The 14,801-nt window shown below is 55.3% G+C and carries 15 protein-coding genes, 1 other RNA gene and 2 pseudogenes; 4 read left to right on the plus strand and 14 right to left on the minus strand.

What is annotated here, in order from left to right; translation table 11 throughout:
- Positions 1-45 precede the first annotated feature (45 nt).
- The 8 genes from QTO30_RS07815 to QTO30_RS07850 form a co-directional block, all read right to left on the minus strand.
- Positions 46-1,023, minus strand: coding sequence for a radical SAM protein (locus QTO30_RS07815; protein ID WP_340423628.1), 978 nt, complete (start codon positions 1,021-1,023; stop codon positions 46-48).
- A gap of 132 nt (positions 1,024-1,155) precedes the next feature.
- The gene (locus QTO30_RS07820) at positions 1,156-1,458 is read right to left on the minus strand and encodes a hypothetical protein (RefSeq protein ID WP_340423629.1); all 303 of its coding nucleotides are present in this window, start codon (positions 1,456-1,458) and stop codon (positions 1,156-1,158) included.
- A gap of 11 nt (positions 1,459-1,469) precedes the next feature.
- Positions 1,470-2,042 (minus strand): hypothetical protein, encoded by a 573-nt coding sequence (locus QTO30_RS07825; protein ID WP_340423630.1) that lies wholly within the window; start codon positions 2,040-2,042, stop codon positions 1,470-1,472.
- 25 nt (positions 2,043-2,067) lie between these two features.
- A complete protein-coding gene (locus tag QTO30_RS07830; protein WP_340423631.1) occupies positions 2,068-2,391 on the minus strand; it encodes a hypothetical protein in 324 nt (107 codons plus the stop codon).
- Between the two features lie 78 nt (positions 2,392-2,469).
- Positions 2,470-2,793 (minus strand): hypothetical protein, encoded by a 324-nt coding sequence (locus QTO30_RS07835; protein WP_340423632.1) that lies wholly within the window; start codon positions 2,791-2,793, stop codon positions 2,470-2,472.
- Positions 2,790-3,704 (minus strand): hypothetical protein, encoded by a 915-nt coding sequence (locus tag QTO30_RS07840; RefSeq protein ID WP_340423633.1) that lies wholly within the window; start codon positions 3,702-3,704, stop codon positions 2,790-2,792. The genes QTO30_RS07835 and QTO30_RS07840 overlap by 4 nt, the downstream gene beginning before the upstream one ends.
- A 106-nt stretch (positions 3,705-3,810) precedes the next feature.
- The gene (locus QTO30_RS07845) at positions 3,811-5,928 is read right to left on the minus strand and encodes a hypothetical protein (RefSeq protein ID WP_340423634.1); all 2,118 of its coding nucleotides are present in this window, start codon (positions 5,926-5,928) and stop codon (positions 3,811-3,813) included.
- 10 nt (positions 5,929-5,938) lie between these two features.
- Positions 5,939-7,081, minus strand: coding sequence for a phosphatase PAP2 family protein (locus QTO30_RS07850; RefSeq protein WP_340423635.1), 1,143 nt, complete (start codon positions 7,079-7,081; stop codon positions 5,939-5,941).
- Positions 7,082-7,333: 252 nt separating this feature from the next.
- Here QTO30_RS07850 and QTO30_RS07855 point away from each other — a divergent pair, with 252 nt between their 5' ends.
- From QTO30_RS07855 to QTO30_RS07865, 3 genes are all read left to right on the plus strand, one after another.
- Positions 7,334-7,795: an AfsR/SARP family transcriptional regulator gene (locus tag QTO30_RS07855; RefSeq protein WP_340423636.1), complete on the plus strand. Its 462-nt coding sequence runs from the start codon at positions 7,334-7,336 to the stop codon at positions 7,793-7,795.
- Complete coding sequence (locus QTO30_RS07860) at positions 7,764-8,852, plus strand: hypothetical protein (RefSeq protein WP_340423637.1); 1,089 nt, start codon at positions 7,764-7,766, stop codon at positions 8,850-8,852. Before QTO30_RS07855 ends, QTO30_RS07860 begins: the two co-directional genes overlap by 32 nt.
- A 226-nt stretch (positions 8,853-9,078) precedes the next feature.
- A complete protein-coding gene (locus QTO30_RS07865) occupies positions 9,079-9,471 on the plus strand; it encodes an MAPEG family protein (RefSeq protein WP_340423638.1) in 393 nt (130 codons plus the stop codon).
- A 172-nt stretch (positions 9,472-9,643) separates the two neighbouring features.
- Here the strand turns inward: QTO30_RS07865 and rpmG are convergent, their stop codons facing one another.
- On the minus strand, positions 9,644-9,811 hold the full coding sequence (rpmG, locus tag QTO30_RS07870; protein ID WP_008233681.1) for a 50S ribosomal protein L33: 168 nt from the start codon (positions 9,809-9,811) through the stop codon (positions 9,644-9,646).
- Positions 9,812-10,450: 639 nt separating this feature from the next.
- Here rpmG and QTO30_RS07875 point away from each other — a divergent pair.
- A complete protein-coding gene (locus QTO30_RS07875) occupies positions 10,451-10,972 on the plus strand; it encodes a DUF2799 domain-containing protein (RefSeq protein ID WP_340423639.1) in 522 nt (173 codons plus the stop codon).
- A gap of 151 nt (positions 10,973-11,123) precedes the next feature.
- On the opposite strand, the gene rnpB is transcribed toward QTO30_RS07875, so the two are convergent.
- The 5 genes and pseudogenes from rnpB to gatC all read right to left on the minus strand — a co-directional run bounded on the left by rnpB (position 11,124) and on the right by gatC (position 14,784).
- An RNA gene (gene rnpB / locus QTO30_RS07880) (RNase P RNA component class A) lies at positions 11,124-11,493 on the minus strand.
- 12 nt (positions 11,494-11,505) lie between these two features.
- Positions 11,506-12,131, minus strand: a pseudogene (locus QTO30_RS07885) (N-acetylmuramoyl-L-alanine amidase).
- Between the two features lie 83 nt (positions 12,132-12,214).
- On the minus strand, positions 12,215-12,967 hold the full coding sequence (locus tag QTO30_RS07890; protein ID WP_340423640.1) for a hypothetical protein: 753 nt from the start codon (positions 12,965-12,967) through the stop codon (positions 12,215-12,217).
- 40 nt (positions 12,968-13,007) lie between these two features.
- On the minus strand, positions 13,008-14,495 hold the full coding sequence (gatA, locus tag QTO30_RS07895) for an Asp-tRNA(Asn)/Glu-tRNA(Gln) amidotransferase subunit GatA (protein ID WP_340423641.1): 1,488 nt from the start codon (positions 14,493-14,495) through the stop codon (positions 13,008-13,010).
- A pseudogene (gene gatC / locus QTO30_RS07900) lies at positions 14,495-14,784 on the minus strand (Asp-tRNA(Asn)/Glu-tRNA(Gln) amidotransferase subunit GatC). The gene gatA and the pseudogene gatC overlap by 1 nt, the downstream one beginning before the upstream one ends.
- Positions 14,785-14,801: the final 17 nt, after the last annotated feature.

The raw sequence follows: 14,801 nt of genomic DNA on the forward strand, positions 1-14,801 counted from the left end.
TGAACGCTGTCCAACATCACAGGCGTTAATGAGGTGCCAAGCTCGTCATTCAACCGTTTCGGCCAGGCAATCATCCGTTGTCCCGCTGAAGTTATCGCACGCAGAACCAACAACCAACTCGCGATAAAAATTCGTTGCCGGAACATCGGCAAGTCGGTTCGTGACGGTATCAAGCAGACTTTTCAGACGCGCGCCCAAGCGAAAATCCAGACCTGGCTCCCCTAGTTGTCCAAGCGAATACTTGCGCGAAATGTCAAAACAAAATGGCAACAGCGCCCCATCGTCTGCGATCACCAATGGCGAGATCAGGTCGGTTTCACTATGCTTGAAGCGATGAAGCTCTTCTCCGAGTAAAGCATCCGCCTGTATCTGCAGATCGGGATAGATGTTTTGAAGCAGACGGCCGACGGCCACTAAGCGCAACAACGCTTCTGGCGAAAGTTCCGGCCCAACGGTTTCTTCTTGTCGCCGCGCCCGACCGGACAACGCAATCGGATGCAACTGAATATGAGCGGCCCCGGTTTGCCTCACAAGTTCCACCACATCGGGCAGGTGCGGAAACGAGTGCTTTGTTACAGACAGTACCGCGCCACATGAGTACCCGCAGTTTGCCAGCTCTTGGAGCGTTTTAAGCGCCGTACGGAATGAGCCGTTTCGCCCTCTAATCATGTCGTGTATGGGCTCTGGTCCATCGAAACTGACAGACGCATGATGCACAGCTCCTTCGGCCATCGCTTTCATTAAGGGCCCCGGTCGCGTTCCGTTCGTAATAACTGCGACATCGAAACCTTGCGCGGCAAGCCCATTGGCCAACGCGCGGAACCCGGGGGCAAGCACAGGCTCACCCCCGGACAGGGAGACACGGCGATACCCAGACTTTGACAGCGCCGCCGTGGTGCGCAGAACGTCCTCGACCGGAAGCGCATGCCGTTCGGTCGGACTGGATGAGGAATAGCAATGCAAACATTTGAGGTTGCAAAAGCGAGACAGGTGTATCTGCACAACTGGCGTTTTGGTCAGCATGGACGGCCCTTTCTCAAAGTCGTGTTTTGCATGTACATGTGGTTGTGTTTCTGCTTGCCGTATCCAGGTTAGGCACGAACGGACCACGCTATTTTGGGCCCGCCGCGCAACCAAAAATACCTCCGAGACAGCTCAAAATGCGTGTTGACTGCGCAGGCGGGCGAGATCCGGTTTGATTGTGCCCAATGGAAATACCTCGCACCCGAGAAGATCACCCAAGCGGTCATCCATCAGCGAGGTGAGGTCCAGGGTGTCGACACCGCCTTTCCACAGGTGGTCAATGCAAATGCCCTTTTCACAGATCTCGATACCTGTGACCTCGAACGGAGAGGCCATCAAAGCGTCTCGCAAAGGTTCGATCTGCTCGGGTTGTAGTGATGTTCCTGCTAGGCGGCGGGTCAGGGTGCGCATCATTAGTTCAGCATCGTTGCTCATTGTATTACTCCTTATTTGAATGGTTGAGGTGGCGATTTAATCAATCCTTGGCCAAGGAATTTCGCCACCTGCCAGCTGCATCTTGTCGCCGGGACCAGCGCAATTGGATTGCATAAAGACTTCACAATCTTCTCGGGATGCTTAAGCCCAAAAGCCCTGTAGTGAATTGCACTTACAAATCCATCTGCTGGTACAATAATGCAGCCACTATGCCCCTTTTCGCGCTTGGGAAGCTTACCGTAGACGATGAATTGCTCGTCTTCTTCCTCTACCTCAAACTGTTGCTTGATCGGGATTTCATGCCGACCCGCAGCATCATGCACGGCAATGGTCGGGGCACCGCTGGTGTTGGCCATTGTCACGGTTTCTTCAAAGAAACTCAGCCCCTTTTCACAGGTGTCTGGCACGAAAAACACCATGTTCCATTCGGGCGGCTCGATCCGCTCGGGGCGCTGTTCGAGCTGGGCTGTGTAATTTGAACAAGGCAGAACACCGCGGGCAATAAGCTTTACAAGAAGGCTTTTGTGTACCCAGTGCGCCTCATAGCTGGCGCTTCCCAACACTTTTGAAATATTATCTGTCATTAAATTTCTCCTTTTTATTTGATCGTCATTGAACCTCACTCACCGGGAGCGTCATGATCTCCTCGCCATCCCAAAGAATGACAACGTCAGAAAACGCACCGCGCGAGGCCGCTTGGTCATACCGAACGGGCCAGAATTGAAACGCCTGCGTGCCAATGCCACCGGTATTTCGGATCGTCAGATCCAGTTGAAGTGTTCCCGCCGGTGCATCACCAGACGATCGCTTGAGGACAGGTTTGTTGTTGCTTGCGCTGGTCTCAACTTCACCAGCGACGATCAACGTGGGTTGGGACCCCGGCATAAGGTTGATCCATGCCGCAAAACTACGGGTTTTGGGGGGTTGGCTCATGTCTTCAGTCTCCTTTTTTGGAATGAGGGATAAGTCGTGTCCGATCAGCCCCATGAAGGGCCAATGTCGTGTGATCGGTCACGAAATCAGCTTTAAGATCGCGGTAAGGCTGCCTAGCAATTTTGCAGCCGTCACAAGCCCGTTTTCAAACCTGTCTCGCTTGTCTTTGATCTCTTCCAGTTCCGTTTTTGCCCCGGTCAGAGCCGCGGTAATTTCAGAATAACTGGCGGAGTTTATGGCACCCGACAAAGCCAGATATTCAGCCTTTAACGCTTTGATCGCATCTTCGTTTTTCTGCTTTTCTTGGGCAGTGAGCCCGCCGTAATCATCGCGAACCTTGAGGAGATCAGAGATCGCGTGACCAATTTTTCGTTTTGCTTGCGTGTTGGTGATACTCATCATTCGTCTCCTTGTTTTGCGTCTTTGATGGCTTGAAGATCTTCGACGAACGCATCCAAAATCTTCAGCCCGTCCTCGAATTCACCATCTCCGAAAACAATCGCGGCATGTGCGTCGATCAGGGCATCCAAGGCCAGAACGGCACGCGCGGCTTGCTTTCGTTTGCTGATGAGGTCGCGCCTAGCTTGATCAGCGTCACGGAAGGCGGCTTCGGCATTTGCTCTCTGGCGGGTCGCGGTCAGGACGCAACGGGTGTGACGGTCCCATGCGGCGATCTGTTCATCCATTTCAGCGAGCGCACGCGCTTGATCTGCTGCGAGCAGTTCGCGCAGCCTTAAAAGGAAGGGGAACACCTTTTCCATTTCGGCCTTTACAGCCGAGACGCGCCGGGTTTCTTCGATCCGCGCGATCGCGTTAAACAGAAGTGCTACCGTTGGTGCGACCTGCGCGCCAGCACCGACTTGTTCGCCGAAAGCACCGATTGAGGTAGCAAGGTCTTCACTTGCTGTGTCGATGTTACCTTGTGTTTCGGGATCAAGGGCACCGGCAATGGCTTTGGCATAGGCATCTAGCGCAATCGCGATGTTTTGTTGGTCGATCAGCAACGGTGACAGTTGCGTATCTGGTGTAGCGGCAAGCGTGTAAGAGACGCCCTTGATGTACCGGCAGGCGTTTTGCGTTACAACATTTTGCGCGATCAGATCGCCAGTGACACTGCTGGCCAGTCCCACAACCTCAACTGTCTCTCCGGCGGTTTGGCCAAATGACTTCAGCTCACCATCCGAAATCTGGCAGGCGCTGAGCACGGCCAAAGTCGCGGTAAGAGGAAGGGCTTTGATCAGAGGCGAAGGACGCCAGTTTTGGGTCATTCGGGGGACCCAATGGGTCTGTATCGTGCGATGAGTTTCAATCATTACTGTCTCCTTGTTCGCGCTGCGCGAGGCACAGCTGTCTTGTCGCGCGGAAGAGCGCATTATCGAGTGGGTTCAAAATTTAATTTACTTATCAGAGTTTTAAGGGTTAGTTCGTGCCACCCAAACGCCTCCATCTGCGGTCGTTGACGGGCGCACCGATACGCCCCACACCGCTTTTAAGAGCTTTGATTCTGGGCCAACCGAGGTATTGGCCCCAGTGGTCAGTGACAAACCCCAACACGGCTTCGCTCTCAGCTGTTGACGCCCTGTCTGTGAACCACCTTTCAGTCCCAAGGCGTTTGCCTGCACCCTGTGCATTCAAGAAAGCAAAAGCGGCGTCACGTGTTGCGAGGGCCGTGGCCATGCTGGTCCCGCGGTAGGCGGTGACCGAACCATCACGTGCACCCGCCGCGAGCAACCCAAAGAGCGAAGCGCCGTTTTCGCTCGGGTACGAGACTGAGATGATCGCGCGCCCGTCTGGTTTGGTACGGTTGCCATCCGTGCTGGAGGAATAGGAGGCGGGGTAGCCCGTGCTGTCGTCAAATCCACCGACCACGACAATTTCACCATTGTTTTCTGTGGCATTTGCGGTGGCAAGCGCATTGTGACTGCCTCGGCGCTGGACAGGCCCAAACTCTCTCCAATTGTCATTGTCCTTGGTGTAGCCAAAATCCGGTTCGTAGGAATACGTATCTGCGAGCGCCCCGTTTTCTAGATAGGTCCTATAGTTTTCATGATCGAGGTACGACCTGCGACCTGTTTTACTGGTACGAACGGCAGATTGGTCGGATTGGATGTAAAAGGCGGTATCAACCGGGGCACCATCATATTCAAGATGGATTTCCCACAGACCGGCTGGGGCAATCGGCGCTTGCGCAACGTCTAGCGTTGTCGGAGCAACGCAGACCAGAAGCGCCAGTTTTGTTTTGCCTTCGACGGGGCGCAGGTCAGCATACACACGGGCGAATTCACCAAGATCTTGATGCTTGCGGTTGCGCAACGTCTGAAGTTTCAGTTTGTGGGAACCCGGCGGCGTAACCCAGACCTGCAAGCGCTTCTTCAGATCCTTAAGGTTCTCAGCATTCTGGGCCTCGAACCAGATTTCAACGAAATTAGCGGTCGAGTCTGCGGGCAGGATGCGCCATGGCAGTTTAATGCTGGATTGTGCTTTGTAGTTTGTCGACGGGTGTCGCGCGCCATTTCCACCCAAAACCGCTGAAGCCGCGCACCGTTCAAGGTTATCATTGCCAGCGGGCATAATAAGACGGACGGGAACTTTGGCTTTATCTTGATTCCTGTTCCGGTCGGCCAGAATGTCACGGATCGCACCTTCGAAAATGTGGCGGCCATCTTTTGGACCTGCAGTCATCCCGTATGAAAAATTGATCACCAAGGGATATCCACCAGCCTTGCCACAAGGGTTGTTGCGCACCCAAAGCGCGTCAGCCAAATGGATCAGGCGCTCTAACGCATAGATCGCGAAATAGGCCAGAAAGCCGCCAGCTGTACCATGAGCATATTGGGCTGGTAGGTTGACAGACAGCAGGCGCAGCCGCGCTGGGTCACCGATCAGGTCGCCCTCAGGATCCAGACCTGCGGCCAGGTCAAGCACATGAGTGCCGTGAGCTGCGGCCATCTCAAGATCACGCTGTCCGCCCGGTTTGACGGGTTCAGTCAGGTTAAGATCGCGATTGAACGCCACCTCATCGACGTAGCCAAGTGTTTTTGATGGACCATGGCGATCCAGTTGTTCATTGATCTGATCCGCATAGACTTCATTTCCGCATGGCAGGTCGGCCTGTTCACTCTGGAAAGGCGCTGATTGCTGCCATGATGCGACGAAACGGGTCGTGCCATCCGCCATTCGAAACCGAGAGTTGCTGAGCGAGATGCCAGTATCAACGATACCGACAAGAACGGTATCGTTTGGGACTTCCGGCAATTTCACTGCGGTCCTTTCAATGCTCCATTCGGTCGGTTGGTCAGTGTTCGCGGCGCCATCGGGCAGTGGCACCTCTGCACCGTTTGCATAAAATGCCCCTGCCGCCGCACGAGAGCGGGCGCCCTTGTTCCATGCGTGGTGGTGAGGAAGCTCCAGCGTGATCTTATTGGCATCGCGCAATCCCGGCGGGATGAAGTCTCGCTCTTTGTCCTGCCACCAATGGGCATAAGCACCCAAATCATTTGGTCGCGCGTCTTTGACGGCTTTCCATGCAAGTGTCATGCCGCTCTCCTCACACCTTGGCCGGTGCGCAGGGCCATTCTTGCGCGGCGCGGTTCCACAGCTCTTTGACGACGGAGTTCTGGGTTACTTTGAAAGCCTCACCTATCTTCTCTCCCGACATTTCTCTAAGAACAAAGTCGCTGCCGGGTTCGCCCAGATTCACATCCATTGGCTCTAATATCCCGCCTGAAGCAATAGCATAGAGGATTTCGCCGACCTGGCACCCAATGAAAGCCCCCGCCAACGAATCGACAGGGAAATGCACGCCAGCAACCGTTCGATTGGTTGCAATGCGATGGGCCAACCGGAAGGGCAGAGCCGGAACAGTCTTGTCATCCCCGTAACCGTCTTCGGGCGGTTTTCCGGTCTGAAGCCGGTAAAGAACCGTTGCGATGGCGAACGCTTCAAGACTGTGGCCGGATGGAAAGCTGGAATGATCCGGTGTCTGGATCATTGGTTGTACTTGCTCTGCAAAATCAATCGGGCGCGGCGCGCGGCAGTAAAACTTAAGTGGCGTCTCAATGTGGATCGCGAAATCACGCACGGCATCCAGCAGCATCAGACTGTTTTTGCGTCGTCCTGTGTCCAGATAGGCCTGGGCCCCGAAAAACGACAGCATGTCATCAAGCTGCATGTGGATTTCTGATAGCCGATCGTCGCGCAAATCCGCGTAGGCTCGCAACCACGTGAGTTGCTTTGCAAAGAAAACCGGGGCGGGGCGGGTCAGTGCAGTGATCGGATGGCCGTCGACCCAAATCGCAGCCCCAGCCTTTGACATGGCGTCTGAAGGGTCTTCTTCGATCGCGTCGAAGCGGATGTATTGCATCAAAAGCGACTGCAATATCTTCGCCTGATAGGGGTGGCGCACATGGTCAAGATATGAGTTGTCATGCGGCAGCTTGAGCCTATCGAGATCTCCTATGTCTGGGTTTGGTTCACCATCCCAATAGCCCGTCACGCCGTCCCGAGCCGTAATCAACGCGTTGCTGAGCAAAGGCGAGGCTGGACTATCCGCGTGATCGCGTGAAAACGCATTCAGGGTGCCGGTATTGCCGCCAGTATTGCCACCGGTATTTCCTCCGGTATTCCCACCCGTGTTGCCGCCGGTATTACCACCTGTATTGCCACCTGTGTTTCCACCATACTTTGGCATTTGATCCTCTCTAAAATCTCCCCACCTACGTCACCACTCCAATTCAACTTGATGCGTCAAGCAACTCCTCATTGTGAAAGCCTGCGATTTTTGACGGTGCTTTGACGATTTTTAACTTCTTGATCGCTTTTTGGCGGGCTGCTAGCATTTTCAGGTCAATTTGAGATGTGTCTTATGTCGCTTTCGGCGAAACAGTTATTGGCTATTCACGTGCGTGGATCTTTTCGGGCTGATTTACCGGACGGTTCAAATGTGACACCAATATCCGCCAAGGCGCAGGCGCTTCTGGCTATGCTGGCGGTTGCTCCTCATGGAACGCGCAGCCGCGAATGGTTGAAATCCAAGCTTTGGAGCACCCGCGCCCGAGACCAAGCAGCGGGAAGTTTGCGCCAGTGCCTTTTGCAAATCCGCCGATCACTGGGTGACGCGGCACAAGTTATCGCCGCTGACCGTCATAACGTGTCCATCGACCTGGATCGGGTTGAAATACGATCCGCAGAGCGCGGCGAGTTGCTTGAAGGCGTGCCGATTTTCGATGACGCCTTCGCCGTTTGGTTGCGCCAAGAGCGTCTTGCGTTGCCAAACTCATCGCGCGAAGTCTTAAGCTCAATCGCTTGCGACATTGGCCACGAACCCGCGCAAGAAAATCGTATCGATTGTCACAATCGCTCCAGACGAACCGATGATGGAGTGGTTTGTGCAATCGGTGGCTGACGTCGCAACGCGCCTGCTCAACGAGTCGTTTTCGATTGATGTTAGATCACGGGACGACGGTGAAGATATTGATGCACATTGGCAGATACACGTCGCGACCCAGAAATTTGAAAATGCGTTCATCCGCCTGCGCATGGCTCTCGAATGCCCCGCGTCAAAGACACGTATATGGGCAAACGAAGCGACCATCTTGGTTGAGGGATCGCCACCAACCGAGCATCCGCATGTCTATCTGATGTGCAATCAACTCGTCGAAGCGGTCGGAGATGAGTTGCTAAGCCGGGGTGACAGTGAGCAAAGCGCTGACCGCGACTGTCGTTTGGCCATTCGTTCGCTATTTAAAATGAAGCCAAGCGCTGCAGCAGAGGCTGACGAACTATTTGCAACTGCTTTTGCCACCAGCCCCAGAGGACTTTACCTTGCTTGGCGCGCTCAGTGCCTGACGATTATGAAGGCTGAGCGCTATTCTTCCAATTCAGACGCGCTCAAAGAACAAGCCGAGGCCTTGTGCGCACATGCGCTGGAACTGGAACCGAATAACGCCATGGTGCTTGCAACCGTAGCCAATACACAAGGTCAATTGTTCCGCAATCATGAGAGCAGCTATGGATTGGCCAAACGTGCCGTGCAGCTTAACCCCAGCAACCCTATGGCATGGTGGGCGCTCAGTTCTTCTTCGGTGTACATTGGCGATACGGACGCCTCTTTGAGACATGCAATTCAGGCCAGCCGCCTCGTGACAACGCTGCCAAACAAGTTCTGGTGGGACAATCAGTTGTTCGGGTCAGCCTTGGTCGCTGGGAAACTGAAGTTGGCACTGGCATTTGCCAAAGAGTGCCATGCCCAAAACCCTAGTTTCAGGCCACCCCTTCGATATCTCGTTGCACTGTACGCAAACATGGAACTCAAAAGAGACGCTGAAAAAGCGATATCTTTGCTCCAGGACCTCGAACCGGATTTTTCGGTAAGCCGTCTGATAAACGACAAAGCTTATCCAGCATCTTTAATTCACAAGGCGCCTGGATTGAATTTGGATGGGTTAAGAGCATTTAGTTAAGCGCAAAGATGCAGAAACCTCAGAAAAAGCAACTCAATTTGCATGAACCAGATCAAATCAGCGCCGAGTTTGTTCTTCGCGTAGCCAACTCAATTCCGGATTGAGGTGGCGCAATGTGGACCAACGGTTCAAACGGCTCGGTGTTTGCGAATAATCATTGCGGATCGTTTGATTTTAGGGGCTGATGTCACGATCAGTCATTTTTTTGCATCGTAAAGGCCACACCATGATTTTCGCGCCCATCACGTCAATATCAGCCCTATTGAGCGGTGTTATCATTCTTTTGCTGACGATAAAGGTGATCCAGCTGCGCAGAAATGGCGGCGTCGTCCTTGGCGACAACGATAACCGTCCTCTGACCAAGGCAATCCGTGGACATGCAAATGCGACCGAGCAGGTACCGATTGCATTGATCCTGATGGGGCTGGCCGAGCTTCAGGGTGGAAATACGATCCTACTGGTATTAGGTGCGGCATGCCTGATTGTTGGGCGTACACTGCACGGCATTTACTTTGCCCACGATGGGACACACTGGCGTTTGAGGATGATTGGCATGGCTCTGACCTTGTTGGCACAAATCATTTTGCTCGTTGCCTTGCTGTTGGCATTGATATCCTGATGCCTGTTATCCGCAAATCCGCCGTGCCGATTGAGCGGCCCAAGGCAACAGATGCGTTTGGCCGTTATCCTAAGCTCGATGGCAAACCGGCACACCCATCGCTTGGCTAGGCCCCACAAAAAGGCCGCCCTCTTTGGAGTGCGGCTTAATCAATTCAGTACAGGAAGATCACCTACTTGATCTTGCCTTCCTTATACTCGACGTGCTTGCGCACAACGGGGTCGTACTTTTTGATGACCATCTTTTCGGTCATTGTCCGTGCGTTCTTTTTCGTGACGTAGAAATGCCCGGTCCCCGCAGTGGAGTTCAGGCGGATCTTGATGGTGGTAGGCTTCGCCATATCTCATATCCTCTGATTGCGGGCCGACGCGCGGCACATCGCGTGAATCTCGTTGAAGCTGCCTTTTACCCGTGGGTGGAGCCGAGTCAACCGCAAAGCAACGCCCAAGCGGGAATATGGCGCATGCAAGATACATCGTGCATTCCGCGTCAGAGGAGTGAAGGTTTCATCAGGACGAGAAGTGGAACGAAGGTCAGCTTTAAACTCCAGATTAACCGATGTTGCACCCAACACGAATGTTCGCAAAGCACCAAAAAGCCGATATCGCCATTTGCAAAGGTGGCCCTTAGCGACCGTTTGTCGAGATCGGGTCAAATGGCGGCACACAGCCCAAGGCGGGCGTCGGTTCACAATCGCTGTAAGACTGACCAGCGCAGAATCCGGACTTTTGCAATCGCAACTATTGCTGACGCCGCGTTGTCTTGCAAAATTTGGCGCAATTCTTGCTGTAGTCCGGATCGGGTCCGTCAGTATCCACTCAAGCAAGTAAGTCGACATAGGAATGGTACATGAGCATCTAGTAGAAGGGTAAGCGCGCCACTATGTACTCGGGAAAGAGGTCTCTGTATTTGCGTCGTGTTATCCAAGCTTTCACAAAAGCACAGGGACCATTAGCTCAAAAAGAGGTTTTCTATGCACTTGCGCTTCCTGCTTTTTCCAAGCCTGATCTTAACATTGACCTCTTGCGCCGAGTTAACCGATCTGCATTGCGCCAACATCAACTGGTACAACTTTGGATACCAGACCGGCCTGGACGGAAAGCCTGCGTCGGTTATTACAGGCGAGGCAGGCATTTGCAGGGCCAGTGCGACACCACCCCGGGAAGATCTGGCGCTTCAGGGCTATCGGGTTGGTCTAGAAAACTATTGCACGCCGACCAACGCCTTTAGGATAGGTCAGCGTGGAGAAGAACTATCATCTTTCTGCATGCCAGAGAAATTGTCTCTTATGCGGCAGCCTTATCAAAGCGGCCTCCAAGATCTCCGGTTATCGGAGCAAATCAAGGGGCTTGAGGCTGAACGTGATCGGCTCCAGGATCAGCGCGACCGCGCCGATACAGATGAAGATAGACGCGCCGAAATCCGGCGTGATATTCGAGCGCTTGACCGCCGCATCGACAGACTTGGGGATCGCAGGCTGCTTCTTGCGTTCATTAATTAGTGGCACGAAGCGGCAGTGCAGACCGCAGTGAAGGGCAGCTTCCCTCCCCGCGGTTTTTTTACCATCGGAAAACGTCGAAAGAGATCGTTTGCACTTAGAGGGTCAGTCGGCTTTGTCCGGTGTAACACTCATTCCCACCACCCAATTCAATATGCGCGGATGGCCTGTAAGCCGGATTCTGTCCTCCGCAGTTGCCCACGGATGGATGACCATTCATCTTAAGCGCCTGTTACCAGACGCCCTCTCGCTGCCAACCCGGACCGTCTGGGGCTCAAGCATCCCCGTCTTGCGACGCGAGGTCCCTATTTGGCATTGCTCCCGGTGGGGCTTGCCGTGCCGCTTGCGTTGCCGCTTGCGCGGTGGGCTCTTACCCCACCGTTTCACCGTGACCCCGCATGCGAGGCCGTCTGTTCTCTGTGGCGCTTTCCCTGGGGTTGCCCCCGCCGGGCGTTACCCGGCACCGTGCTTTTTGGAGTCCGGACTTTCCTCGACATCACTGCCGCAGTCATCCAGCCATCCGCGCAAGGGTCCGGTTAAGCCCCAGCAGCGTTAACGTCAACGGGGAAACGCCGGGCAAGGTCGGTGATTGTGGCAAGATCTGTAGCATCAAGCGGACCATCATGGTCCGGGCGAAAGCGTAATCGAAAGGACTGAAGCAGTAGAGCCGGGTCACGTGATGCCGTATATCCAAAAGCGGCCATCAAGGAACCAAATCGGGCGTCATCGGGCCCTTGCGGGCCCTCTTCCGAAGAATGCGCGCAAGCGCTTGATGAGGGCCAAACTGCCAGCCCTTCCAGCGCCAATCTGCGCCAGTCGAACCGGACGCCGGGGTCAATCTTACGTCCAGGAGCCATGTCAGAGTGTCCGATAACCCGCTCAGGCCGTACATCCCAGCGTGCTTTGATCCCATGCAAGACATTTGTCAGCGCATCCATTTGCGCGGCCGCAAAGGGTGTGAAACCTGTGTTTGCCAACTCTATGCCAATCGAGTGGCTGTTGACGTCTGTGACCGCCCCCAAGCGCCCGCGCCCGCATGCCACGCCCGCATGGCTTCGGGGACAAGCGACAGCACCTCACCATCCTCGGCGATCAGGTAGTGCGCAGAAACCTCAGTCTCTGGATTGCACAGGGTGTCTGCGGCCGCCACCGCAGATGCCATTGCCGTATAGTGAATCACCACGAGATCGGGTGTCGCCCCGTCGCGACGCGGCCCGCAATTGGGAGATTGTCGTGTGGTCAGTCTCAGTTGCGCATGGCCTGAATAAAGGGCGCCGGGTCCCAGCCACAGGCAAACCCATCACCATCAGGGTCAATGCCGCGCCGGTCACGCTCGGGGCCGCCACGCGCCAAGAAGTCGCGCTGCGCATCATCGGGCGTCGCATAGACCGCGCAATTGCGGCTGAAACGCGCATCCGTCGACAATAGCGACCGGCTGTACCACTCCTGCCCTTTCACGTTTGGGGCATTCAGCGCATATTCAACGATGTTAGGTCCGGTATTCGCGGGTCGCTCTGGTACCGCTGTTGGTGCAATCTGTTCACGGGCTGCCGCCTGTGCCGCGCGTCGCTCTGCGTCGCTTTCAATCGTCTCGCGCCCGGATACAGCGTCAAAGTTCTGTTCATCCGACAGACCAGTACTGGAATTTGCAAGGGCCGGAGCCGGATTGCTGGGCGAGGCTTGGACACCTTCGGTACGTAGCGGGTCTGGTGCCACAGGTACGGTGGTGGGCGCCTGCGTCCCGATGCCAGCTTCGGCCAATGCGCTGGATGGAATGGCCTGCTCCTGATCAACCGCATCCTCTGACGGGATCGTGTTGACCTGCGGTAGCGGCACAATTGTGCCGCGCGGGGCCGACAGCTGTGCCTCACGCCGTGCGCGCTCCAATTCGAATCGCGAGAACTCATCAAACCCAATCCCACGTTCCGTCGGCACAACACGCGGCGTACAGGCCGCCAGTCCGATCGCTATCACTGAGATAAGAATTTGTGGTTTCATAAGGCCTGACCTGTCACACTGCACTTTGTTTTGCGGCAGATTACCACCACTTCGCCGGTTTGGCCACAAATCCGGCAGATTGCTCAAGGCTATAAGCCACATTCAGCAATGCGTCCTCTTCCCATGGCCTACCGATCAACTGCAAACCCAGCGGCAAGCCCTGTTTGTCTTGTCCCGTTGGTACAGCGATGCCCGGCAGGCCCGCAAGATTTACAGTCACTGTAAAGACATCATTGAGGTACATCTGAATCGGATCAGCATCGGCCATTTCCCCTAGCCCGAATGCGGCAGAGGGCGTTGCAGGCGTCAGGATCGCATCAACCCCGTCGGCAAAAACCTTGTCAAAGTCTTGTTTGATCAAAGCCCGCACCCGGCGCGCGCGGTTATAGTAAGCATCATAGAACCCAGCGGAGAGCACGTAGGTGCCTACCATCACCCGCCGCTGTACTTCTGGCCCAAAACCTTCAGCGCGGGTCTTTTCATACATCTCGGTGATCCCATCGCCCTGTGCCAGCTTGGCGCGATGCCCAAACCGCACACCGTCATAACGGGCAAGGTTGGATGAGGCCTCGGCTGGTGCGATCACATAGTAGGCGGGCAAAGCGTATTTTGTATGCGGCAGCGTGATGTCAACAATCTTAGCGCCAGCGTCCTTGAGCATGGTCGTCCCATCGGCCCAAAGCTGTTCGATCTCGGCGGGCATACCGTCCATCCGGTATTCCTTGGGAATACCGATGGTCTTGCCGCGAATGTCGCCCGTGAGGGCCGCTTCGAAATCGGGCACGGGGATATCGGCGCTGGTGCTATCCAGCGGATCATGCCCGGACATCGCTCCCAACATAATCGCCGCATCGCGCACGTCTTTGGTCATGGGACCGGCCTGATCGAGGGACGACGCAAAGGCGACAATGCCCCATCGGGACACGCGGCCATAGGTTGGTTTCAGGCCCGTGATACCGACAAAAGCGGCTGGCTGGCGGATCGACCCGCCGGTATCGGTGCCGGTCGCGGCAAGGCATAGGTCTGCGGCCACCGCGCTGGCCGACCCACCAGATGACCCACCCGGCGTCAGTGCGGCATCATCATTGCCGCGGCGCCACGGGTTGACCGCGTTGCCATAAACAGAGGTTTCATTTGACGAGCCCATCGCGAATTCGTCCATGTTGAGCTTGCCCAGCATAACCGCGCCCGCGTCAAAAAGCTGGCTGGTGATGGTGCTTTCATACTCTGGCTTGAACCCTTCCAAAATGCGCGAGGCGGCCTGCGATGGGACACCTTTGGTGCAGAACAGGTCTTTGATCCCCAGCGGGATGCCGCACATATCCGGTGCATCACCGGCTTTGATGCGGGTATCTGCAGCAGCAGCCTGTGCATTTGCAATGTCTGGCGTATGGTGGACAAAAGCGCCCAGCGCGTCGGCGCCTTCGATAGCGGTCAGGCAAGCCGATGTAATCTCGGCACTGGATGTTTCTCCCTTGCGCATCGCGTCGCGGGCCTGGGCGATGGTCAGTTTGGTCAGATCAGACATTATTCCACCACCTTCGGCACAGCAAAGAAGCCTTCCCGGGCATCAGGCGCATTCTTCAATACGGCCTCTTGCTGGTTGCCATCCGTCACCACATCCTCACGGCGTTTGAGACGTTGTGGAGTTACCGATGTCATCGGCTCGACCCCTTCGACATCGACCTCGTTGAGTTGTTCGATAAACCCAAGGATCGCGCTGAACTCGGATGCCAGCGCTTAAGCAGGGCGTCGTCTTCCACCTTGATGCGGGCCAGCTTGGCCACGCGGCGGGCGGTTTCGGTGTCAATCGACATGTGGAAACTCTCCGGTA

It is taken from the genome of Yoonia sp. GPGPB17 (assembly GCF_037892195.1).
In the GTDB taxonomy this organism is placed as follows: domain Bacteria; phylum Pseudomonadota; class Alphaproteobacteria; order Rhodobacterales; family Rhodobacteraceae; genus Yoonia.